The sequence below is a fragment of the Rhizobium sp. BT-226 genome, assembly GCF_025847085.2.
Lineage (GTDB): Bacteria > Pseudomonadota > Alphaproteobacteria > Rhizobiales > Rhizobiaceae > Rhizobium > Rhizobium sophorae.
This window is the reverse complement of the sequence record NZ_JAOYTI010000005.1, coordinates 229,564-252,972: the sequence shown is the minus strand read 5'-3', so window position 1 is coordinate 252,972 and position 23,409 is coordinate 229,564. Positions and strand designations below refer to the sequence as shown.

Here is a 23,409-nt window from a genome sequence, read left to right as displayed (position 1 = left end):
ATGGGCGGACGCTACTTGGGAACGTCTGCCCGGCATGGTGCATTCGAGGGAAGGCAAGCTTAGTTGCCTTCCCCGATGTTTACCGGCGTTTGTTGCGCCAGGGCGCATTCTTCTGCCAGTCGCCGGCCATGATGCTCCCATAGGGGATCACCTCGTCGACCACTTCGGCGAGACCGTAGTGCTCGATCTGCGCCCGCACGTTCTTAGCGCTCTTGTAGGCACTCGGCAGTTCCGACACATCGGCGAAACCAGAGAAGAACCGCGCGTCGAGGCCGTTTGTTTCCTTCTCCAGAATAGCCGCGATGTTGTTCGGGCTCAGACCTCGCGAATCCGCCCCATACTCCGCAGACAGCTGCCTCATATGCGCGCTGCGCGAAAAGTTGCGGCCAGCGCCATGCGGCGAGAAGCCGAGGCCATGGGCAGCGTTCGAGCCACGAACGATCAGGATCGGTTCCGCCATATTGAGCGGAATGATGGTCAGATCGGTCGCGTCCTGCGCCCAGTTGTCGAAGGCAGGGGTCGCACCCTTTCCGTGGTAGAACAGCCCGTCCGACTTCCGGAAGACGAAATTATGCTCGTTCCAGAAGCGGTCCGCGACCTTAGCCGAGAGTTTTTGCGCCGCCATGTCGTGGAGGACATAGTGGTTTTCCTTCGTCCACTGGCGGATCGTCTGCAGCGCCGACCAGTAGAAGTCACCTTCCTCGGTATCCGCCGGAATCCAGGCATTTTCCCTATGCGTCTCAGGCGAGATGCGTTCCCGAAACCGGTTGGCGACCTTCATGCCCTTGTCATAGAGCCGCGCCCCCGGTGCTCGCGATCCATGATGGGTCACAAGCGCGGTTTCGCCGGTCGACTTCATCGTCCCGACATAGGCGAAATGATTGCCGTCGCCCTGGGTCGCGAAATGCTCGATGCCAGCGCTCAGCACGCCGTCGCGCAGATAAGGATTCTGCTCGAAGGCCGAAAGCGTCGCCTCGGAAGGCTTCAGCTGCGCGTCGCGCGGCCGGCCGCCGGGACCGAAATGCGTCACGGCATGCACGGCATCCAGAAGCGACTTCGGATCCACGCCAGGAAAGATCGAAATCGCCATGGAACAGCAGATATCGGCCGAATGCATGCCGGGATGGATTGCTTCGGACGCAACTACGCCGCCGACCGGGATCGTTCCGACCGGACCCGCCGGGCAAGCGTCCGGCATGATCGCCGCGGAACGGACGACGGGTGTGCGCACCAGCGCCCGCATCGTCGCGTTGACCTTCTCGACATTGTCCTGCTCGAAGGCGTTCTCGGCACGGATGTTGGAATAGATCTCGATATCGTTGTCGGCCCTCAAGGCAAGCGTCGGCCCGGGCTGGAACGCTTTTGCCGCCTCCAGCGCATCTGTCACCGAGCCACCCTTGCTCAAAACCGCGTTGGCCGCGTCGAGAGCCGGGCGAAACCACTTCCCCTGGCTCATGCCGGCATCGATCAAATCCTGTCCGCTCATTACCGCTATCATCGTCTTTCCTGCGTCTGCAGTCCTTCTTGTTCCGTTGCTTCTCTTCACACCACCTGGGCGACGAGCGTTGCCGGAGATCTATCTCGCCGCACGCATTCCATGATCATGGCGCGATGCAGCCCCTGTAGTCACCGGCGGCATTCGCCCAGGGCTTTCTTCATCATCCCGGCGACGAGATGTGGCAGGACAATTTGCTGAGCTACGTGCTCCTTTCGGAAGCGCGGGATGATTTGAACACCCGACCTGCCCGCCGGAAATCCGATGGGCCGCTCTACCTGTAGTCCTGCCGGCATTCGCCGAGTTATTCCGTCCCTGTGGAGCAGGGATAGTGCACGCCATGCAGCGGCGACGAGGGTGGACGAAACCGGATGGCCCCGCTCGTGCCAGAGAGCGTATGCCCAGGAGGAGTCGAACCTGCCAGACCATCCAACGTTGGCGGCTGTAGTTCCGTCCGGCATTCGCCGCTGCATTTGGCATTCCATGTCATTCCATTCGTCCGTGACGACGAGGTGTGGTGAAACAGCCTGCTCTATCCGCTGAGCTACGGGTCCATGAACTGGAGGACCCGACGGGATTCGAACCCGCGACCTGGAGATTAACGATCTGTAGTTTCATCCGGCATTCGTCACGGCCCCCTCGCGCCGTTCACGGCAGCGCGAGGGTATTGCGTCCTGTGAGCCCGTCAGAGCTCGATCGCCTCGATGGCTTTCACCCAGCCATCCGCTCCATCGCTGTTGGCCGCGAACGCCGTGATCACCCCATAGACGGCATCCGAGAAGCCGCCGATGTTGAGCACATCTTCCCGCGTCGGCGCCTGTGTCGTGGCATGGGGCTGGATATCGAGGCAGACAAGCTTTGCAGCCGGGTTGACCCGTTTGATCCTGGCCCATTCCGTCATCATAGCCGTCGGCTGGCCGTGCCTGCCTGCATCCACCCAGGACTCGTTGTCCGAGATGAACACCACGAGATCGACCTTGGCCTTCTCGTTTGCCAGCCTCTTCAGCGGTGCGGAGCAGTTGGTTCCGCCGCCGCCGATTTTCGCCAGCTTGTCGGCATTGGTCATCACCGAATCCCGCTTGTTGAGGCTGACGTGCACCACGTCATTCTCGAACGGCAGCACCCGCGCCTTCGGGTTGCGCTGCAGGAACGCCGCGGTCATCAGACCGGCGACATCGATGCAGCGAACCGAGGACGTCGCGCCCTTCCGGTAGCCGGTCACGGGCGAGCCCATGGAACCTGACACGTCGGGGCAGAGCACCACATTGCCCATCAGGGACGGCACATTGGCGATGGCGATATCCATCGCGTCCTGAAGCGCATCCCGCACGACATCCGGAACCTGGCCATCGACCATCTTCCACGCCATCATCAACTGATAGGGGAAGACCTTTGCCTTGCGGATTTCCTCCGGATCGGCAAGCCGCGCCGCCAGCGCCTCGGCAAAACCCTCGACCTCGAACACGCCGTTGCGTGCAAAGGTGTTAAGGTTCTGCCGCACCATCTGCCAGCCGCCCTTGCGGGCGATCTCGACCCAATGCTCCCGTGTCAGCGGCAACGAGGTCAGCATCTGGAACGGGACGTCCGGCACCGGGCCGGTCTGGTCACGTCGGAACGCTTCCAATGCCTTGACGAGTTCCGGCAGGGCCGCGTAGTCGTGCGGCTTGCCGATCGCCCAGGCATAAAGCGCCTTGCGCTCCTCTGTCGCCGGCTTCGGATGCACCATGCGGATGACGTCGGCGAGCGAAGGATCGTTTCCGACCATCGCACGCAGGATCTGCTCGGTGCCGGCCCGTTCGAGCCACGCCTGCACCACCTTCTTCGGGCGTGTGCCGAGCGACTTGCGACCCGTGGCGCCGGAGCGCATGACCTGCACGAAGCCGCGCAGCATCTTGCCGCTCTTCACCACCCGCGGGAACGCACGGGCGAAGGCATCGCTCTGAAGGCTGGAGAGCATGGCGAGCAATGTCACCGGCATATCCTTCATGTGGCCCTTTTCAGCCGCGTAGACCGCCACTCTGGCGAGAAACTCCGGCTCGACCTGAAGGGCAAGCGTCTTTACCGCTTCGAGCTGCTCAGCCCCATCCGCATAGAAGGTGCCGTTGAAGGTGCCGGTAACAGCATATTGCGCCAGCGCCTCGCGCGGCGTCAGCTGGTAGGCTGGGGCCGCTTCATGATTTTTTGTATCCGTTCCCGGAAGCAGCTTCCCGAGGTAGGTTTTGAAGATTGCCTTGCTGACCATGACAGCGCCTCTTGGTTGGTTCTTGCCAGATACATTTCAAGACGCGTGCCAGTTTGGAGAAAAGCACACATCCTGCGTGTGTTTTTCTTTTATCCATATGTTTTTAAATATAAAATTTTTCGACGCCTTTACACGCAATCATGAATTGTGAAAATCGCTATCCCGAATATATTATCGTGGATTATAGTCTCTTATAATTTTGGATAAGACATGAAGCGCCGCGTCGCCATCAGCATATTGGGAACCACCCTGGATGCAGGGAAATGGGAAAATCGCTGGAGCCGCTGGCGGCCCAATGTCGCGCTCTGCCAGCAACCGGGCCAGTTCATCGACCGGCTGGAGCTGATCCACGACAACCACTCGCAAGCTCTCTGTCACCGCATCGTTGCCGACATCGAAACCGTGGCACCGGCAACGGAGGTGCGGAGCAACATAATCAACTTCCGGGACCCCTGGGATTTTTCGGAGGTCTATACGAGCCTCAGGGACTTTGCCCGCAACTACAACTTCGACCCCGAAACGGAAGACTATCTCGTCAACATCACCACCGGCACCCATGTCGCCCAGATCTGCTGGTTCCTGCTGACCGAAGCCCGCATCATTCCCGGCCAGCTGTTGCAGCTCTCGCCGCCGCGCGACCGGGAACCTGAGCAGGATTTCGCCGGCACGCACCGGATCATCGACCTCGACCTTTCCCGCTATGACGAGATCGCCAAGCGCTTCGCTTCCGAGCGGGAAGACGCCGCCTCTTTCCTGAAATCGGGGATTTCGACCCGCAGCGCCACCTTCAACAGAATGATCGACGAGATCGAGAGGGTGGTGATCCGCTCGACCGCGCCTGTTCTCCTGACCGGGCCAACCGGTGCCGGCAAGTCGCAACTCGCCCGCAGGATCTACGAGTTGAAGAAGAGCCAGCGCAAGGTCAGTGGTCCGTTCATCGAGGTCAACTGCGCGACCCTGCGCGGTGACCAGGCCATGTCCACCCTGTTCGGCCATGTGAAAGGAGCGTTTACCGGCGCTGCCGGCGAGCGTGCCGGCTTGCTCAAATCCGCCGACAAGGGCGTGCTGTTCCTCGACGAGATTGGCGAGCTCGGCCTTGACGAACAGGCCATGTGCCTGCGCGCGATCGAGGAAAAGAAGTTCCTGCCCGTGGGCGCTGATCGCGAAGTGTCCGCGGATTTTCAGCTGCTTGCCGGAACCAATCGCGATCTCGGCGAAGATGTCCGAAAGGGAAGGTTCCGCGAAGATCTCTATGCCCGCCTGAACCTCTGGACGTTCCAGCTGCCGGCCCTGCGCGAGCGCAAGGAGGACATAGAGCCCAACCTCGACTTCGAGCTCAGGCGCTATCTAGAACGAGAAGGCGAAAATGTTACGTTCAACAAGGAAGCACGCGAACGCTATCTTACTTTCGCAACTGGCCCGCAGGCCGTCTGGAGCGCCAATTTCCGCGACCTGTCGGCTTCCGTGACCCGCATGGCGACCCTCGCACCGCATGGGCGCATCACGCCTGACGTCGTTGATGATGAAGTCCGACGGCTGAATGCGTTTTGGCGCGCCTCGAGTGACGACGGCAAGGTAGATATGATCCTTGAAGAAGTGCTGGGTGCAGAGACTGCTGCCAGCCTCGATCGCTTTGACGCAGCACAGCTTGCCACTGTTCTGCATACCTGCCGTCAACATGCCACGGCAAGCGCGGCGGGCAGGGCCTTGTTTGCGATCTCGCGATTGGAGAAAAAGAGCAGCAACGATGCCGATCGCCTGAGTAAATATCTCGCGCGTTTCAGTCTCAGATTCGAAGACATTAGGAAAGCAGGATAAGGGCTATGTGCTGGGCGTGAACGCCAATCATCTCTTTCGCTATGAGACAAACCATTTGGCGGTTACCGGGACGGTGAAGGACATCGCCTTTGTCCACGACCTCATCGACAGTTTCGAGCCGGTGGTGCGCTTGCCGACAAAGGCTATGTTGCTGATCATCCGTGCGCCAGGATTGCGCAAAGCGGAGCGCAGTTCGTCATCCCGTCAAAGCGCACGGATGGCCTTTATGCACTATCCTTTTCGGCGCTGGCCGCCATATGCGCGAGATCGTCCCAGAGGCTTTCGGCAAAGCTGCGTAGGACCGTAAGCTCGAAGCTGTCATCGCCGGTGCGGACGATCTGCACGGAGAGATGACCGACCATCGTCATGGCCGAATGGCCTTCCGGAAAGACGGAAGGATCGAGATCGACGGCTGTGCCTCGTGACAGAAGTGCGCGCGAAGAACGACCGGAAACGCCGATGCGGACGCGCCCGTGGCTCTGGTCCATGACGAAGGCCTTTCCCGCTAGTGCTGCCACGAGAGCATCGAGGCTGGCGGGCATAAGCGGCTCGTCACCGGCGACGAACCATTGCCGGAAACCCGCCTTACGGATCGAACTTTTCGCAAAGCCTGCTTTCACCAATTCCGCGGCGAGCGCGGATGGCTCGATGGCGCCGAGCACATGCAGGAGATGGCCCTCCGGCAAGGCTTCCAGCCGGAGGCCCGGCCCTGAGATGCCGTGATATGCCATGCCGGCCAGAACCGGTCTGTGGTGCGGAAGTTCAGGCATGGAGGTTCTCGTTTTCGGGATCGATAAAGACGGGATGGCAGAGCACCGCATCGGTGAATTCGTTGCGCAGGCCGTTCCAGACCGTCACCTTTTCACCGATGCGCTCCGGCCCGCGCTTGACGAGCGCCAGGCCGATCGTATGGCCGAGCCCCGGCGAAAAGGCGCTTGATGTCACGTAACCCTGATCGTTTTCGAGCGTCGCCGCAACGCCATCGGCAAGAATATGCGAGCCGGTGCGGAAGCCGGTCGCCGGATTGAGCGGCTTGACGCCGACGAGGCGCGGCCGCTCGGGATCCTGCAGCCCTTCGCGCGCCAGCATTGCCTTGCCGATGAAATCCGGCTTGGTTGATGAAACCATGCGGCCGAAACCGAGATCGCCGGGCGTCACCGTGCCGTTGATTTCGGCATGGGTGACATGGCCCTTTTCGATGCGCATGACGCCGAGCGCTTCGGCGCCATAGGCGCAGATGCCATGTTTCTCGCCCGCCGCCATGACCGCATCGGCAACACCTTCGCCATAGCCGGCCGGTACTGCCAGCTCGTAGGCGAGTTCGCCGGAGAAGGAAATCCGGAAGAGCCGGCCTTCGAGGCGGCCACCGAAGAGGGAGACCTTGCGGGCGCTCATGAAGGGGAAGGCCGCATCCGACGGATCCTCGTCGACGATCTCGGAGAGGATGGCGCGCGACTTCGGCCCGGCAACGGCCATCTGCGCCCATTGATCGGTCGAGGAGGCGAAGCAGACATCGAGTTCCGGCCAGAGCGTCTGGGCGCAGAATTCGAGATGGGTCAGCACGCCGGCGGCGAGCGCCGTCGTCGTCGTCATGAAGAAATGCTCGTCACCGAACCGGCTGGTGGTGCCGTCATCATAGATGAAGCCGTCCTCACGCAGCATGATGCCGTAACGCGCCTTGCCGACGGCGAGCTTGGCGAAGCCGTTGCAATAGATGCGATCGAGGAAGGTCGCAGCATCCTTCCCGAAAATCTCGATCTTGCCGAGGGTCGAGACGTCGCAGAGGCCGGCATTCTTCCGGATGTTCAGCACCTCGCGATCGACGCTTTCGCGCCACGTCGCCTCACCGGCGCGCGGAAACCAGGAGGAACGGTACCAGAGGCCGGTTTCGACGAAGACCGCGCCGTTCTTCTCAGCCCAGCCATGCAGCGGCGATTTGCGCGCCGGCTGGAAATGTTTGCCGCGCGATGTCCCGGTCAAGGCGCCGAAGGAAACCGGCGTATAGAAGGGCCGGAAGGTCGTCGTTCCCACCTCGGCGGGCGACACGCCGCGTGCCTCGGCAAGGATGCCGATGGCGTTGATGTTGGAAAGCTTACCCTGGTCGGTTGCCATGCCGCTTGTGGTGTAGCGCTTGGCGAGCTCGACATGGCCGTAGCCTTCGCGGACGGCGAGGCCCAGATCCTTGAGATGCACGTCGTTCTGATAATCGACGAAAGCCTTGCCCTTCGAGCCCGTGATCGACCAGAGCGGCTTTGCCTGCGCGGCTGCCTCCGAAGCCACAGTAAAGGCCGGTTCCGCAGCCGCGAAGCCGATCGTCTTCAACGCGGCCGCTGCCTTTGCGGCGCCATCACCGAGGCAGGTCGCGGTTTGCGCCATGCCGGCAGCCGAGCCGGCAACGGCAAGGCCCTCCTGCTGGACAGGCGCCAGAAACGCCGAGGCCTCGTCCGACCATTGCGGTTTCGCACCACGATGGCAGGCAAGGTGGATGATCGGGCTCCAGCCGCCCGACATGGCAAGCGCATCCGCTTCGATCCGGCGAAGGCCGCCTTTGGTTTCGACGCTGACGCCGCGCAGGCGCTTGCCGCCAAACGCATCGATGACCCTGGCGCCCTTCAGCACTTCGGCGCGGCCCTGCCAGCTCTCGGCCGCATCCCCGCGGCTGTCGACGATCGCCGCGACCGCGAGGCCGGCGGCTTCAAGGTCGGCAGCGGTGCGATATCCGGCGTCGTTGGTGGTGAAGACCACCGTGCTTCTGCCGGGCGCGACCGCCTGCCGGTTGAGATAGCTGCGCATCGCGCCTGCCACCATCACACCGGGAATATCGTTGCCGCCGAAGACAAGCGGCCGCTCTTCGGCGCCCGTCGCAAGGATCGCCTGGCGGGCGACAATGCGCCACAATCTTTCGACAGGACGATCGGGATCGGGCATCGCCACATGCTTCTGCACGCGTTCGACGGCGCCGAAGACATTGTCGTCGTACCAGCCGAACACCGTCATGCGCGGCAGGCGGCGCACGTTCGGAAGGCCCTCCAGCTCGGCAAGCAGGTCGTTGAGAACAGCGTTCGCCGGCTTGCCGTCGACAGTGCCGGCCTCGGAAAGCAGGCTGCCGCCGAGTTCGGCTCCCTCGTCGGCGAGGATGACGCGCGCGCCGGCGAGACCGGCGGTCAGCGCTGCGGCAAGGCCGGCAGGGCCGGCGCCGATCACCAGCAGATCACAATGCGCCCAGCATTTCTCGTAGGAATCGGGATCGGTTTCGTAGGAGGCTCTGCCGAGGCCCGCCGCCTTGCGGATCACCGGCTCGTAGAGCTTTTCCCAGAGGGCCGCCGGCCACATGAAGGTCTTGTAGTAGAAGCCGGCGCTGAGGAAGGGCGACAGCAGCCCGTTGACCGCGCCGACATCGAAGCCGAGCGAAGGCCAGCGGTTCTGGCTCTTTGCCGTCAGCCCCTGGTAGAGCTCGATCATCGTGGCGCGCGTATTCGGCTCGGTGCGCCCGCCGCTGCCTGTCGTCACCAGCGCGTTCGGTTCGGCAGCCCCCGCCGTCAGGATGCCCCGCGGGCGGTGATATTTGAAGCTGCGGCCGACGAGCTGGACGCCGTTGGCAAGCAGCGCCGAGGCGAGTGTGTCGCCCGGATGGCCTTCGAGTGGCCTGCCGTCGAAAGTAAAGCCGAGCGTCGTGGCACGATCGATGCGGCCGCCGGAGGAAAGACGGAAGCTCGTCATGCCGGTTCTCCGCCGAGCTTGGAAAGAGCGGCATCCCTGACGCCGTGGAGCGCATGGGTGACGGTATCGCGTTCGACGATCAGCCAGCGGCGGCATCCGGAGGAGTGGTGCCAGTATTCGCTGTGCCGGCCCCTCGGATTGTCACGCAGATAGACGTAATCGAACCAAGCCTCCGCACCGGCATCCGGCGCCGGCCTGACAAGGCCGGCATCGCCGCGGATCGAAAATTCCTCCTTGGGTCGGGCGCCGCAATGAGGACAGGAAATCAGGCTTGCCATCTTAAATGTCCTCAGTGCAGATTGGGCTGGGCGCCGACGCCCTTTTCGTCGATCGGGTAGCCGCGTGCGAAGCGGTCGAGCCGGAACGCGCGGGCGGTCTGATGCGGCGCATTGCGGGCAATCAGATGGGCGTAGCAGAAGCCGGAGGCGGGCGTGGCCTTGAAGCCGCCGTAACACCAGCCGGTGTTGAGATAGAGATTGTCGATATGGGTGCGGTCGATGATCGGCGAGCCGTCCATGCTCATATCCATGACGCCACCCCAGGATCGCAGATACCGCACCCGCGACAAGGAGGGGATCATCGCCAGCCCGGCTTCGGCGACATGCTCGACCGAAGCAAGATTGCCGCGCTGGGCATAGGAATTATAGCCGTCGATATCGCCGCCGAAAACGAGGCCGCCCTTGTCCGACTGGGACACGTAGAAATGCCCGGCGCCGAAGGTGACGACCGTGTCGATAAACGGCTTCAGCCCTTCGGAGACGAAGGCTTGCAGCACATGGCTTTCGATCGGCAGCCGCAGCCCGGCCATATCGGCAACGACGGTGGAGTTGCCGGCTGCCGCAAGCGCCAGCTTGCCGCAGCCGATGAAGCCCTTGCTGGTCTCGACGCCGGTCACCTGACCGTTTTCGCTGCGGATGCCGGTCACCTCACACTGGGTTATGATGTCGACGCCGCGTTGATCGGCGCCGCGCGCATAACCCCAGGCGACTGCATCGTGGCGCACCGTGCCGCCGCGCGGGTGGAACAGGCCGCCCATCACGGGGAAACGGGCATTGTCGAAATCGAGGAAGGGCAATTTCCTGCGCACCGCCTCGCGGTCGAGAAGCTCGGCATCCACCCCGTGCAGCCGCATGGCGTTGCCGCGGCGCGTATAGGCGTCACGCTGCGCGTCGGAATGGAAGAGGTTGAGCACGCCGCGCTGCGAGACCATGGCGTTGAAGTTGAAGTCCTGCTCCAGCCCCTCCCAGAGCTTCATCGACAGCTCGTAGAAGGGATTATTACCCGGCAACAGGTAGTTCGAGCGGATGATCGTCGTGTTCCTGCCGATATTGCCGGAGCCGAGATAGCCCTTTTCGAGGACGGCGATATTGGTGACGCCGAATTCCTTGGCAAGATAATAGGCGGTGGCAAGACCATGGCCGCCGCCACCGACGATGATGACGTCGTAATGCGGCTTTGGCGCCGGATCGCGCCAGGCGGGCGCCCAGCTTTTGTTGCCGCGAAGGCCGTTCAGGAAAATCGAAAGAGCGGAATAGCGCATGGGTCAATCCGAAATGAACAGCTGCATGATGCCAGAAAGAAGCGGGCAGACTTGCACGATAGGGACATAAATCGCTAGGAAAGAGACATGTCCTCGCTTGATAGCAGAAATGTGCAGACGATCGGCTTCATCCTCATCCCGGGATTTGCGCTGATGTCCTATGCCTCGGCGACCGAACCGCTGCGAGCGGCAAATCTCTTGGCCGGACGTGAGATCTATCGGCTGCAGATCTTCTCGCCCGATGGCGCATCGGCGCTTTCCTCCTCGGGCGTCAGCGTTCCCGCCGAACCTCTGCCCGTCAGGGGCGCGGGGCTCGGAACGGCCTTCGTCTGCGCCGGCGGGTTGCCCCGCGACTGGCGGTATCCCGGCGTGCTTTCCTGCTTGCGGCAGTTGTCGCGCGAAGGTGTGCGGATCGGCGGTATCTCGGGCGGCCCCTATCTGATGGCCGCCGCCGGACTGCTCGGCGGCCGCGACTTCACGATCCACTGGGAGCATGCGGCCGCCCTTCTCGAAGCCTTCCCGGACCTCACGCCGCGCCATGCGCGTTTCATGATCGACGGCAACCGGATCACCTGCGGCGGCGGCATCGCGCCGCTCGACATGATGCATGTACTGATCGCCGAGCGCATGGGGCCTGATTTCGCCCGCCGAGTCAGCGACTGGTATCTTCATACAGAGGTCAACGAGCCCGCTGCACCTCAGCGCGCCTCGCTGGCGGAGCGCTATGGCGTCTATCATCCCGGTCTGCTCAGCGTTCTCGAACGGATGGAGGAGACGATCGAGATGCCGCTCGAGCGCGCCGCCATGGCGCGCATCGCTGGCGTCACCCCCCGCCATCTCGACCGGCTGTTTTCGGCCCATCTCGGCACCACCTATCTTGATCAATACCGCAGGATCAGGCTGCAGCATGCCCATCGCCTGCTGAAACAGAGCCCGCTTTCCGTCTCGGAAATCGCGGTGGCCACCGGTTTTTCCAGTCTGAGCCATTTCTCCCGCATGTTCCGTGCGGCCTACGGCATCGCTCCGCGCGCGGCGCGGCGGGAATAGTTTTCTTCACGGTTGAGGAATTTTCACTATGACGATAGGGTTGCCTTTGGACAAATGAGAAGGCGGCGGTAGAAACCCCATGAAATCCAAGCGTGCAGCGGCAGAGCAACCGGAACAGGCGCATAGTGGACGCGCTGCCTTTTCCCAGGACCCGCACGCCGTTCGCGAGCCGAAGGAAAACAACCTCGAAATGGCGATCGGCCATGAGGTGCGCGCCTACCGCAAGAAACTCGGCATCACGGTCACCGATCTGGCGGCCGCGACCGGCATTTCACTCGGCATGCTGTCGAAAATCGAGAACGGCAACATCTCGCCGTCGCTGACGACGCTGCAATCGCTGTCGCGGGCGCTCGGCGTACCGCTGACTGCCTTTTTTCGCCGCTATGAGGAACCGCGCAATGCCGTCTTCGTCAAGGCGGGGCAGGGCATCGAGCTCGAACGGCGCGGCACGCGCGCCGGCCATCAATATAATCTGCTCGGCCATATCGACAACAATACCAGCGGCGTCATCGTCGAGCCCTATCTCATCACATTGACGGCCGACTCCGACACCTTCCCGACCTTCCAGCACGAGGGCATGGAATTTCTCTACATGCTCGAAGGCGTGGTCGTTTATCGCCATGGCGACCAGCTTTTCCAGATGGAGCCGGGCGACAGCCTGTTCTTCGATGCCGACGCGCCGCATGGGCCGGAGCAGTTGGTGAAACTCCCGAGCAAGTACCTTTCGATCATCACCTATCCTCAGCGGAGCTCGAAAGGCTGACTTGCCTTAAAAGAAAAAATCTTTCTTCCGAGTTGAAATCCCAAAACAGACCTGCTAGTCCTTTCTCAACACGAACGGAGGTCTGGTCATGTGCGGAATTGTGGGTCTCTTCCTCAAGGATAAAAGTCTCGAACCGGAGCTCGGCGCGCTCCTGTCGTCCATGCTGGTGACGATGACGGATCGGGGGCCGGACAGCGCCGGTATCGCGATCTATGGCGACGCCAGCGGCAGCAATGCCAAGATCACCATCCAGTCGCCCAATCCGAAGAAAGATTTCGCCGGCCTCGAGGCCGAGCTCGGCCAGGCGGTTGGCGCACCGGTCGCCATCCAGGTGAAGAGCACGCATGCCGTCATCACGCTTGCGAAGGATCTGCTCGACGCGGGCAAGGCAGCCGTCGCGGAACTGCGTCCGAACGTTCGCATCATGAGCAGCGGCGATGCCATCGAGATCTATAAGGAAACCGGCCTCCCGAAGGATGTCGTCTCCCGCTTCGCGGTCAATTCAATGGCCGGCACCCACGGCATCGGCCATACCCGCATGGCGACGGAATCGGCCGTCACGACGCTCGGCGCCCATCCTTTTTCCACCGGCTCCGACCAATGCCTGGTGCATAATGGCTCGCTCTCGAACCACAACAATCTCCGCCGCGAGCTGAAGCGCGAAGGCATGACCTTCGAAACGGAAAACGACACCGAGGTCGCCGCCGCCTATCTGACGGCAGAGATGGCGAAGGGCAAGAATCTCGGCCAGGCGCTGGAAGGCGCGGTGGATGACCTCGACGGCTTCTTCACCTTCGTCGTCGGTACGAAGTCCGGCTTCGGCGTCGTGCGCGATGCGATTGCCTGCAAGCCCGCTGTCATGGCCGAAACGGACCAGTATGTCGCATTCGGTTCGGAATACCGGGCGCTCGTCAATCTGCCCGGCATCGAGAATGCCCGGGTCTGGGAGCCGGAGCCTGCAACCGTCTATTTCTGGGATCACCAGAAGGTCGCTTGACCGGCACCTCATGCGCATTCTCCAAGGGTTATCGAAACATGCCTGTCATTGATCTTGCCACTATGCCGTTGCGTGAACTCAACAGCGCCCTGCACAACATCCAGAACGGTTCGAACGATCTTTCCTTCGAAGTCGTCAATCCGCGCGGCAGCCATTCGGTTGCCGTCGGCATCGATGCGCCCGTCACGGTCGACGTGAAGGGGTCGGTCGGCTATTATTGCGCCGGCATGAACGACGGCGGGACCGTCACCGTTCACGGTTCGGCAGGTCCGGGTGTTGCGGAAAACATGATGTCTGGAACAGTCGTCATCGAGGGCGATGCCAGCCAGTATGCCGGGGCAACCGGCCGCGGCGGCCTCCTTGTCATCAAGGGCAATGCGGCGTCACGCTGCGGCATCTCGATGAAGGGCATCGACATCGTCGTTCATGGCAATATAGGCCACATGTCCGCCTTCATGGGCCAGTCCGGCCACCTCGTGGTGCTCGGCGATGCCGGCGATGCGCTTGGGGATTCGCTCTACGAGGCGAAGCTCTTCGTGCGCGGTTCGGTCAAGAGCCTGGGTGCCGATTGCATCGAAAAGGAGCTGCGTCCCGAGCATCTGACGAAGCTGGCCGAACTTCTCGAAAAGGCGGGTGTGAGCGAAGTGAGGCCCGAGGAATTCAAGCGTTACGGCTCCGCCCGCAAGCTCTACAATTTCAATATCGACAACGCTGACGCATATTAAGGCGAGGGACCATCATGAGCTATCACAACCCCTATACCCCGCCGCGCAAGTCCGCGACCTTCGACGATTACACGCTGGCGGAAATCCGCCGCGCTGCGGCGACCGGCATTTACGACATCCGTGGCGCCGGCACCAAACGGAAGGTTCCGCATTTCGACGACCTGCTGTTTCTCGGCGCATCGATCTCGCGCTATCCGCTCGAAGGTTACCGCGAGAAGTGCGACACGTCAGTCGTCCTCGGCGCACGCTTCGCCAAAAAGCCCATCCACCTGAAGACGCCGATCACCATTGCCGGCATGAGCTTCGGCGCTCTGTCTGGCAATGCCAAGGAGGCGCTCGGACGCGGCGCAACGATTGCCGGAACCTCCACCACGACAGGCGACGGCGGGATGACCGATGAAGAGCGCGGGCATTCGCAGACTCTGGTCTACCAGTATCTGCCGTCGCGATACGGCATGAATCCCAAGGATCTGCGTCGCGCCGACGCGATCGAAGTGGTTGTCGGTCAGGGTGCAAAGCCCGGCGGCGGCGGCATGCTGCTCGGCCAGAAGATCTCCGATCGCGTCGCCAACATGCGCAACCTGCCGAAGGGCATCGACCAGCGCTCGGCCTGCCGCCATCCGGATTGGACCGGCCCGGACGATCTCGAAATCAAGATCCTGGAACTGCGCGAGATCACCGACTGGGAAAAGCCGATCTATGTGAAGGTCGGCGGCGCGCGTCCCTATTACGATACGGCGCTCGCCGTGAAGGCTGGTGCCGACGTGGTGGTGCTCGATGGCATGCAGGGCGGAACCGCCGCAACGCAGGATGTCTTCATCGAGAATGTCGGCATGCCGACGCTCGCCTGCATCCGCCCCGCCGTCCAGGCGCTGCAGGATCTTGGCATGCACCGCAAGGTGCAACTGATCATCTCGGGCGGCATCCGTTCGGGCGCCGACGTGGCGAAGGCACTGGCGCTGGGCGCCGATGCCGTCGCCATCGGCACGGCAGCGCTCGTTGCGATCGGCGACAATGATCCGCATTGGGAAGAAGAATACCAGAAGCTCGGCACGACGGCCGGCGCCTATGACGACTGGCACGAAGGCAAAGACCCGGCCGGCATCACCACGCAGGACCCGGAACTGATGAAGCGGCTTGATCCGATCGCCGCCGGCCGCCGTCTCGCCAACTATCTGAAGGTTATGACGCTGGAAGCCCAGACCATCGCGCGCGCCTGCGGCAAGAACCACCTGCACAACCTGGAACCGGAAGATCTTTGCGCCCTGACGATGGAGGCGGCCGCCATGGCCCAGATCCCGCTCGCTGGCACAAACTGGTATCCCGGCAAGGGAGGCTACTGATTTCTACCGGCCGGGCAAACGTCCCGGCCGTCTCGCATCCATAACCAAAGTGTCTCCAAGAAATCCAAAGGGGAACGAGAATGACACTGGACCTTGCTGCTTTTGCCAGAGACAAAGGCATCAAATATTTCATGATCAGCTATACCGACCTGTTCGGAGGCCAACGCGCCAAGCTGGTCCCCGCGGAAGCCATTGCCGATATGCAGAAAGATGGCGCCGGCTTTGCGGGCTTTGCAACCTGGCTCGATCTGACGCCTGCCCATCCCGACCTGTTCGCGCTTCCCGATGCTTCCTCCGTGATCCAGCTACCCTGGAAGAAAGACGTCGCATGGGTTGCGGCCGACTGCGTCATGGACGATCAGCCTGTCGAACAGGCACCGCGTGTGGTGCTGAAAAGACTGGTCGCCGAAGCTGCGAAAGAAGGGCTCCGGGTGAAAACCGGCGTGGAACCCGAGTTCTTTCTGATCTCCGCCGACGGCTCGGTGATTTCGGACCAGTTCGATACAGCCGAAAAGCCCTGCTACGATCAGCAGGCCGTGATGCGTCGCTATGATGTCATCGCCGAGATTTGCGACTACATGCTCGAGCTCGGCTGGAAGCCCTATCAGAACGACCACGAGGACGCGAACGGCCAGTTCGAGATGAACTGGGAATATGACGACGCGCTTCAGACGGCAGACAAGCACTCCTTCTTCAAGTTCATGGTCAAGTCGGTCGCCGAAAAACACGGCCTTCGCGCTACATTCATGCCGAAGCCCTTCAAGGGCCTGACCGGAAACGGGTGCCATGCCCACATCTCGGTCTGGGACATCGATGGCAAGGTCAACGCCTTCGCGGACAAGGAAATGCCATTTGGGCTCTCCGCTCAGGGTAAAACCTTCCTCGGCGGCATCATGAAGCACGCCTCCGCGCTGGCCGCGATCACCAATCCGACGGTCAATTCCTACAAGCGCATCAACGCGCCGCGCACCACATCGGGCGCGACCTGGGCGCCGAACACCGTGACCTGGACGGGCAACAACCGCACCCACATGGTGCGCGTGCCGGGACCGGGCCGCTTCGAGCTGCGCCTGCCTGATGGTGCGGTCAACCCGTATCTGCTGCAGGCGATCATCATCGCGGCCGGCCTCGACGGCATCCGCAGCCAAGCTGATCCCGGCCGGCACTACGATATCGACATGTATGCCGAGGGGTATCTGGTAAAGGACGCGCCGCGCCTGCCGCTCAATCTGCTCGACGCGCTACGCGCCTATGATGCCGACGAGGGCTTGAAGCAGGCGATCGGGGCCGAGTTTTCCGCCGCCTATCTCAAGCTCAAGCATCAGGAATGGAATGCCTACTGCTCGCATTTCACCCAGTGGGAACGCGACAGTACACTCGACATCTGAGTGGCTGGAAGCCTCCAATCACTGACGCGCCGGGGCGAACAAGCTCCGGCGTGATCTGGCCCTTTGCGCTTGGGATAGCGAAGAAAGAGACAGCATGAAGAACTTCGTACTCACCGTATCTTGCAAATCGACGCGCGGCATCGTCGCGGCGATTTCGAGCTATCTGGCCGACAGGGGCTGCAACATCATCGACAGCTCGCAGTTCGACGATCTCGATACCGGCAAGTTCTTCATGCGCGTCAGCTTCATTTCGGAAGAGGGACTTTCGGGCGCCGATATCGACGCCGGTTTTGCAGCCATCGCCGCTCCTTTCGAAATGGATTATGATTTTCACGACAGCGAGAAGCGCATGAAGGTGCTGCTGATGGTGTCGCGTTTCGGCCATTGTCTCAACGACCTGCTTTACCGCTGGAAGATCGGCGCACTGCCGATCGATATCGTCGGCGTCGTCTCCAACCATTTCGATTACCAGAAGGTCGTGGTCAACCACGACATTCCCTTCCACCATATTCCGGTCACCAAGGCCAACAAGGCGCAGGCCGAGGCCCATATCATGGAGGTGGCCGAGCAGACCGGCACGGAGCTGATCGTGCTCGCCCGCTACATGCAGATCCTGTCGGACGAGATGTGCCAGAAAATGTCCGGGAAGATCATCAACATCCACCATTCCTTCCTGCCGAGCTTCAAGGGCGCCAATCCTTACAAACAAGCCTACGGCCGCGGCGTGAAGCTGATCGGGGCGACGGCGCATTACGTCACCGCCGATCTCGACGAAGGCCCGATCATCGAGCAGGACACGGCGCGCATCACCCATGCGCAGTCGCCCGACGATTACGTCTCGATCGGCCGCGATGTCGAAAGCCAGGTGCTCGCGCGCGCCATCCACGCCCATATTCATCACCGCACCTTCATCAACGGCAACCGCACAGTGGTCTTCCCGGCAAGCCCCGGCAGCTATGCGTCGGAGCGGATGGGCTGAGAGATGATTGGCGTCATCGCACCCATCGCGCCGCAGGACAGACGCCGTCAAAGTTTTGGAAAATGCATGCCGGTCGGGCTTGCCACGGCGCAAAAGACGAATATAGTCAGGAAATAAATATTCCGTAGAGGAAATAAAAGGGAACGGACAATGGCTTTATCATGGCGTTTCTCCGTCTTGGCGGATCGGCATCGCGCTCTGGGATCGAAGCTCGAGGACTGGAGCGGCATGGGAACCGCCTGGACCTACGACAAGGACATGTCGGAAGAGCATGTCGCCGTCCGCACCAAGGCCGGCATTATGGATGTTTCGGGCCTGAAGAAGGTGCACCTGGTCGGCCCGCACGCCATCGCCGTGCTTGACTCCATCACCACCCGCGACCTGACGAAGATCTACCCCGGCCGATCGGTCTACGCGACCATGCTGAACGACCACGGCCACTTCACTGACGACTGCATCGTCTATCGCACCGGCCCGAATTCCTGGATGCTCGTGCATGGCTCCGGCTCCGGCCATGAGGAACTCGTCAAGCAGGCTGCGGGCCGCAATTGCGCCGTGCTCTTCGACGATGACCTGCACGACCTGTCGCTGCAGGGTCCGATCGCGGTCGACTATCTCGCCAAATATGTGCCTGGCATCCGCGACCTCAAATATTTCCACCACATGCAGACGACGCTGTTCGGCGCACCGGTGATGATCTCGCGTACCGGCTATACCGGCGAACGCGGCTACGAGATCTTCGTGCGCGGCCAGGACGCCGTCATGGTCTGGGACCGGATCGTCGAGGAAGGCAGGGAGATGGGCATTATCCCCTGCTGCTTCTCCGTTCTCGACATGCTGCGGGTCGAAAGCTACCTGCTCTTCTACCCCTACGACAATTCGCAGATGTATCCCTTCGCCGATCAGCCGCCCGGCGACAGTCTCTGGGAACTCGGCCTCGACTTCACCGTCAGCCCCGGCAAGACGGGCTTCCGTGGGGCCGAGGAACATGCTCGCCTCAAGGGTAAGGAACGCTTCAAGATCTTCGGCATGCTGATCGATGCCGACGGGCCGGCCGATCTCGGCGACGAAGTCTTTGCCGACGGCAAAAAGGTCGGCGTCATAACCTGCCCGAGCTATTCGTCGCTGACGCAGAAATCCATGGCGATTGCCCGTCTGGACGTTGACAAGGCGGTGCATGGGACGAAACTCGAAGTTCGCGGTAAGACCGTGAAGGCAGGCGCCACCGCCCACACGCTTCCTTTCGACGATCCGGAGAAGAAGAAGAGGACCGCCGTAGGTTAAGGAGCACGCGAATGCTCGTTGCAGGCATCAAAAGCCGACCAGTCTACACGGGCCTGACCATCCAGCCCAACGCCCGGCGGCACATTTTCGCGCTCGAAGGGGAGGGCGCCAAGGCTCTGCTCGATCAGCAGCCGGCGCTTGACGAAACGGCTCTTTCCCGCAGCGAGATCCTCTATGTCGCCCGCGGCTCGCAAGGATCCGGCCTGGACGAGACGCTGCGCCGCCTCGGCGCCGACATGTTCTTCACGGCGCCGACAATCGCAACGCTGCTCGTCCGATTGAAGGGTTCGCTTGCCACTGCTCATATGGGCACGCGGCTTTATCTTTCGGGCACGGAAGGCTTTATCGGCCAGGCAATGCTCGTGGCGCTCGATTACGGTATGGACCATGCGTCCGTCATCACCGAGCATCGCGGCTCGCTGGCCCGGCGTGTGCAATGCGTCCATTGCAAGGGCATCACCGACGACGTCACCACCAGCCCGTTTGCCTGCAGCCATTGCGGGCTGCCGCTTCTGGTGCGCGACCATTATTCGCGCCGGCTCGCGGCCTTCCAGGGCGTCAATATCGATGCGGAAGAACCGGGCAGCGCGCCTGATCCGGAGGAGTTGTTCCTTTGAGCGGTGGTACTGAAATTCCTGTCCGCGTGGCGCGGATCACGCCGATCGCCGAGCGCGTCAAGCGCTTTCGCTTCGAGCGCTTGGATGGCAAACCGATGCCTTATTTCTCCGGCGGTGCCCATGTCATCGTCTCGATGAACGATGGCGGCCATATGCGCCGCAACGCCTATTCGCTGATGTCGCCGCCGCATGATTGCGCAGCCTATGAGATCAGCGTGCTGCATGTCGAGGATTCACGCGGCGGCTCCACCTTCATGCATGAGAAAGTCCGCGAAGGCGACGAGCTGAAGGTCAGCTATCCCGTCAACCTGTTCCAGCCGGACTGGCGCGGGCGCAAGCATCTTCTGATCGCCGGCGGCATCGGCATTACGCCCTTCATCGCGATGATGGAGCAGTTCTCCCGCGAAGGCGCCAATTTCGAGCTGCATTATGCCATCCGCACGCGCGACCGCGGCGCCTACTGGCGGGAACTCCAGGAGCGTTACGGCGGACATCGCATCAAGGTCTATTGCGATGCCGAAGGCGACGCCATCCCCCTGACGCGGCTGCTCGACAGCCAGCCGCTCGGCACACATCTCTATGTCTGCGGCCCGTCCGGCATGATCGACGGCGTGTTGAAAGCCGGCCTCAACGCCGGCTGGCCGGAACAGAACCTGCATTCGGAACGGTTCCTGTCGTCGCTGCCCGGCAAGCCCTTCGCGATCGAGCTCCTGCGGTCCGGCAAGACCGTGAAGGTCGGCCATCACGAAAGCATGCTGGAGGCGATCGAGGCGGCGGGCGTCGACGCGCCCTTCCTCTGTCGCGGCGGCGCCTGCGGTCAATGCGAGACCGGGGTCGTCACCTGCGACGGCAAGCTGCTGCACCATGACGTCTATCTGACGAGCGAAGAAAAAGCATCCGGCCGCAAGGTGATGATCTGCGTTTCCCGCTTCGAGGGAAACACGCTTCATCTTGATCTCTAGCGGCATCGGGAAAAGCGGAACAAGGAGACCGAACATGGCAATCGCCTTCAAGCAGGAAACCTTCCGGAACGACTTCAGCTACCGCAACAGCCCCGAAAACATCCGGCGTTTCCCGTTTCCCTTCGACCGCGACGAATACATGTATTCGGTCAATATGGAGCCGCATGTGCACGGCCGGGCGGGAACCGTCTACGAAAGCCTGATCGACGTCGACGAGCATTATGTCGCCGAGATGCACGACCGGGCGCTGGTGCTGAAGGAAGATCCGCTGCGCTACCAGGCGCTGCCGCACATGATGAGCGCGCAGTGGGACACGCTCGAACTATTGATGGAACAGCAGGCGGCAGGATACCCCGACCATTTCACGCTGATCCGCAACGGCGACCAGTGGCGCTGGATCAACCGCCCACTCGGCATCGACGACAGCTTCACCTTCGGCGATGCCTCGACGCTGCCCTATGAGCCCTTCGAATATATCACCCGCCAGGCCCAGGGCGATTTCTGCATCGTCGACCAGCGCGACAGCAATCTCTGGATGGATGCCGGCATGGTGACGACTCAGGCCGACTGGTCGCTCGATTTCGATATCGGCATGAACTTCATGGAATGGCACGGGCCGGTGCCGCTCGCCCACCAGATCGGCGTCTTCGACAGGGCGCTGAAATTCCTGCTGAACCTGCAGCAGGGCAAGCCGACGCGACGCTTCAACTGGACGATGACGATCAATCCGCGGCTCGACACCAGCCCGGAGAATTATCACAAATGGGGGCCCGACCGCACCACGGTGACGCCGGACAATGTCGGTGAGAAGGTGCATCTGCGTGTCGAATTGCAGAGCCTCTGGCGCCTGCCGCGCTCGAACGCCATCCTCTTCGTCATCCGCTGCTACCTGATGAACATGGAAGAGCTCGTCACCGTGCCGAAATGGGCGCGACGCTTTCCGCGCGTACTGAAGACGCTGCCGCCTGAGCTCATCGACTACAAGGGCCTCACCCGCTTCCGCGAGACGACGATCGACTGGCTTGCCAAATATGACGATGGGGCACCCACCAGCCCCGGCATCTATCCGGACTGACACGCAGGACAATACGATATAATCAAGAGGGGAATGCTTCATGACAAGAGTAGCCGTCATCGGTGCCGGTCCTTCCGGACTGGCGCAGCTGCGCGCCTTTCAATCGGCCGCCCAGAAGGGCGCCGAGATCCCGGAGATCGTCTGCTTCGAAAAGCAGTCGGACTGGGGCGGGCTCTGGAACTATACCTGGCGCACCGGGCTCGACGAATATGGCGAGCCGGTCCACGGCAGCATGTATCGTTACCTCTGGTCGAACGGCCCGAAGGAATGCCTCGAATTCGCCGATTATTCCTTCGAGGAGCATTTCGGCAAGCCGATCGCCTCCTATCCGCCGCGCGCCGTGCTCTGGGATTATATCAAGGGGCGCGTCGAGAAGGCGAACGTCCGCCACTGGGTGCGTTTCAGCACGCCGGTGCGCATGGTCCGCTTCGACGATCAGACGAAGAAGTTCACGGTGACGGCGCATAACCGCGTCGAGGACCGGATGTATGATGAGGAATTCGACTATGTGGTCGTGGCATCCGGTCACTTCTCGACGCCGAACGTGCCCTATTTCGAAGGCGTCAAAACCTTCAACGGCCGCGTGCTGCATGCCCACGACTTCCGCGACGCGCTTGAGTTCAAGGGCAAGAACATCCTGATCGTCGGCCGCAGCTATTCGGCCGAAGACATCGGCTCGCAATGCTGGAAATACGGCGCGAAATCGGTGACGACGAGCTATCGCTCGAAGCCGATGGGCTTCAAATGGCCGGAGAATTTCGAGGAGCGGCCGCTGCTGGTGAAGCTCGAAAACCGCACGGCGCATTTCCTCGACGGCTCGACGAAGGAGGTCGACGCCCTGATCCTCTGCACCGGATACCAGCACCACTTCCCCTTCCTGCCCGACGACCTCCGGCTGAAGACCGCCAATCGCCTCTGGGCCGACAGCCTCTACAAGGGGGTGATCTTCGACAAGAACCCACAGCTTTTCTATATCGGCATGCAGGATCAGTTCTACACCTTCAACATGTTCGACGTGCAGGCCTGGTGGGCGCGCGACGTGATGATGGGCCGCATCACGCTGCCGCCGGAAGAGGAGCTGAAGGCCAATTTCGACATGTGGCGCGCCCGCGAGGAGACGCTCGAAGATGCCGAGCAGATGATCTGGTATCAGGGCGACTATGTGAAAGAACTGCTTGCCGAAACCGATTATCCCAGCTTCGACATCGAGGGCACCAACCGGACCTTCATGGAGTGGGAACATCACAAGGCCCACAACATCATGGGCTTCCGCGACCATGCCTACCGGTCGCTGATGACCGGCAACATGTCGCCGACGCACCATACACCCTGGATCGAGGCACTCGACGATTCCATGGAGGAATATCTGCGCAACTGATGAGGCGGACCTGCATTGCCGGAGGAGGGTGTTCGT

Annotated in this window: 19 protein-coding genes; 13 read left to right on the top strand and 6 right to left on the bottom strand. The window is 61.7% G+C overall.

The genetic code is table 11. From position 1 onward, the window contains the following. Positions 1-79: 79 nt before the first annotated feature. Both OIU37_RS28240 and OIU37_RS28235 read right to left on the bottom strand, forming a co-directional pair. The gene (locus OIU37_RS28240; protein ID WP_264259337.1) at positions 80-1,486 is read right to left on the bottom strand and encodes an RtcB family protein; all 1,407 of its coding nucleotides are present in this window, start codon (positions 1,484-1,486) and stop codon (positions 80-82) included. 694 nt (positions 1,487-2,180) lie between these two features. After that, the gene (locus tag OIU37_RS28235) at positions 2,181-3,737 is read right to left on the bottom strand and encodes an RNA-binding protein (RefSeq protein WP_171604900.1); all 1,557 of its coding nucleotides are present in this window, start codon (positions 3,735-3,737) and stop codon (positions 2,181-2,183) included. Positions 3,738-3,947: 210 nt separating this feature from the next. Between OIU37_RS28235 and rtcR the strand changes: the two genes are divergently transcribed. Further along, complete coding sequence (rtcR, locus tag OIU37_RS28230) at positions 3,948-5,555, top strand: RNA repair transcriptional activator RtcR (protein WP_264259336.1); 1,608 nt, start codon at positions 3,948-3,950, stop codon at positions 5,553-5,555. A 224-nt stretch (positions 5,556-5,779) separates the two neighbouring features. Here the strand turns inward: rtcR and OIU37_RS28225 are convergent, their stop codons facing one another. Genes OIU37_RS28225 through OIU37_RS28210 form a run of 4 tightly spaced genes read right to left on the bottom strand, consistent with a single transcriptional unit; the run spans position 5,780 to position 10,815 of the window. Next, positions 5,780-6,325 carry a sarcosine oxidase subunit gamma gene (locus tag OIU37_RS28225; protein WP_264259335.1) on the bottom strand — a complete coding sequence of 182 codons (546 nt, stop codon included), beginning with the start codon at positions 6,323-6,325 and terminating at the stop codon, positions 5,780-5,782. Further along, entirely contained in the window at positions 6,318-9,275 is a 2,958-nt protein-coding gene (locus OIU37_RS28220) for a sarcosine oxidase subunit alpha family protein (RefSeq protein ID WP_264259334.1), read from the bottom strand. Before OIU37_RS28220 ends, OIU37_RS28225 begins: the two co-directional genes overlap by 8 nt. Then, complete coding sequence (locus OIU37_RS28215; protein WP_264259333.1) at positions 9,272-9,553, bottom strand: sarcosine oxidase subunit delta; 282 nt, start codon at positions 9,551-9,553, stop codon at positions 9,272-9,274. Before OIU37_RS28215 ends, OIU37_RS28220 begins: the two co-directional genes overlap by 4 nt. Positions 9,554-9,564: 11 nt before the next feature. Continuing rightward, positions 9,565-10,815: a sarcosine oxidase subunit beta family protein gene (locus OIU37_RS28210; RefSeq protein ID WP_264259332.1), complete on the bottom strand. Its 1,251-nt coding sequence runs from the start codon at positions 10,813-10,815 to the stop codon at positions 9,565-9,567. 87 nt (positions 10,816-10,902) lie between these two features. On the opposite strand from OIU37_RS28210, the gene OIU37_RS28205 reads away from it, so the two are divergent. From OIU37_RS28205 to OIU37_RS28150, 12 genes are all read left to right on the top strand, one after another. Continuing rightward, a complete protein-coding gene (locus OIU37_RS28205) occupies positions 10,903-11,862 on the top strand; it encodes a GlxA family transcriptional regulator (RefSeq protein WP_264259331.1) in 960 nt (319 codons plus the stop codon). Between the two features lie 79 nt (positions 11,863-11,941). Then, entirely contained in the window at positions 11,942-12,625 is a 684-nt protein-coding gene (locus OIU37_RS28200; RefSeq protein WP_264259330.1) for a helix-turn-helix domain-containing protein, read from the top strand. 88 nt (positions 12,626-12,713) lie between these two features. Then, positions 12,714-13,622: a glutamine amidotransferase family protein gene (locus OIU37_RS28195; protein WP_264259329.1), complete on the top strand. Its 909-nt coding sequence runs from the start codon at positions 12,714-12,716 to the stop codon at positions 13,620-13,622. A 38-nt stretch (positions 13,623-13,660) separates the two neighbouring features. Then, positions 13,661-14,347 carry a GXGXG domain-containing protein gene (locus OIU37_RS28190; protein WP_264259328.1) on the top strand — a complete coding sequence of 229 codons (687 nt, stop codon included), beginning with the start codon at positions 13,661-13,663 and terminating at the stop codon, positions 14,345-14,347. Between the two features lie 14 nt (positions 14,348-14,361). Then, complete coding sequence (locus tag OIU37_RS28185) at positions 14,362-15,690, top strand: FMN-binding glutamate synthase family protein (RefSeq protein ID WP_003548137.1); 1,329 nt, start codon at positions 14,362-14,364, stop codon at positions 15,688-15,690. An 80-nt stretch (positions 15,691-15,770) separates the two neighbouring features. Further along, positions 15,771-17,078 carry a type III glutamate--ammonia ligase gene (glnT, locus tag OIU37_RS28180; protein ID WP_027665464.1) on the top strand — a complete coding sequence of 436 codons (1,308 nt, stop codon included), beginning with the start codon at positions 15,771-15,773 and terminating at the stop codon, positions 17,076-17,078. 94 nt (positions 17,079-17,172) lie between these two features. Continuing rightward, positions 17,173-18,057, top strand: coding sequence for a formyltetrahydrofolate deformylase (purU, locus tag OIU37_RS28175; RefSeq protein WP_264259327.1), 885 nt, complete (start codon positions 17,173-17,175; stop codon positions 18,055-18,057). Positions 18,058-18,207: 150 nt separating this feature from the next. Continuing rightward, entirely contained in the window at positions 18,208-19,341 is a 1,134-nt protein-coding gene (locus OIU37_RS28170) for an aminomethyltransferase family protein (RefSeq protein WP_264259326.1), read from the top strand. A gap of 11 nt (positions 19,342-19,352) precedes the next feature. Next, entirely contained in the window at positions 19,353-19,958 is a 606-nt protein-coding gene (locus tag OIU37_RS28165) for a dimethylamine monooxygenase subunit DmmA family protein (protein ID WP_264259325.1), read from the top strand. After that, positions 19,955-20,920 carry a PDR/VanB family oxidoreductase gene (locus tag OIU37_RS28160; RefSeq protein ID WP_264259324.1) on the top strand — a complete coding sequence of 322 codons (966 nt, stop codon included), beginning with the start codon at positions 19,955-19,957 and terminating at the stop codon, positions 20,918-20,920. Before OIU37_RS28165 ends, OIU37_RS28160 begins: the two co-directional genes overlap by 4 nt. Positions 20,921-20,954: 34 nt before the next feature. Further along, on the top strand, positions 20,955-21,995 hold the full coding sequence (locus OIU37_RS28155) for a DUF3445 domain-containing protein (protein ID WP_171604891.1): 1,041 nt from the start codon (positions 20,955-20,957) through the stop codon (positions 21,993-21,995). Positions 21,996-22,035: 40 nt separating this feature from the next. Beyond that, positions 22,036-23,373, top strand: a complete 1,338-nt coding sequence (locus tag OIU37_RS28150; RefSeq protein ID WP_171604890.1) for an NAD(P)-binding domain-containing protein — start codon at positions 22,036-22,038, stop codon at positions 23,371-23,373. The last annotated feature ends 36 nt before the right edge of the window (positions 23,374-23,409 follow it).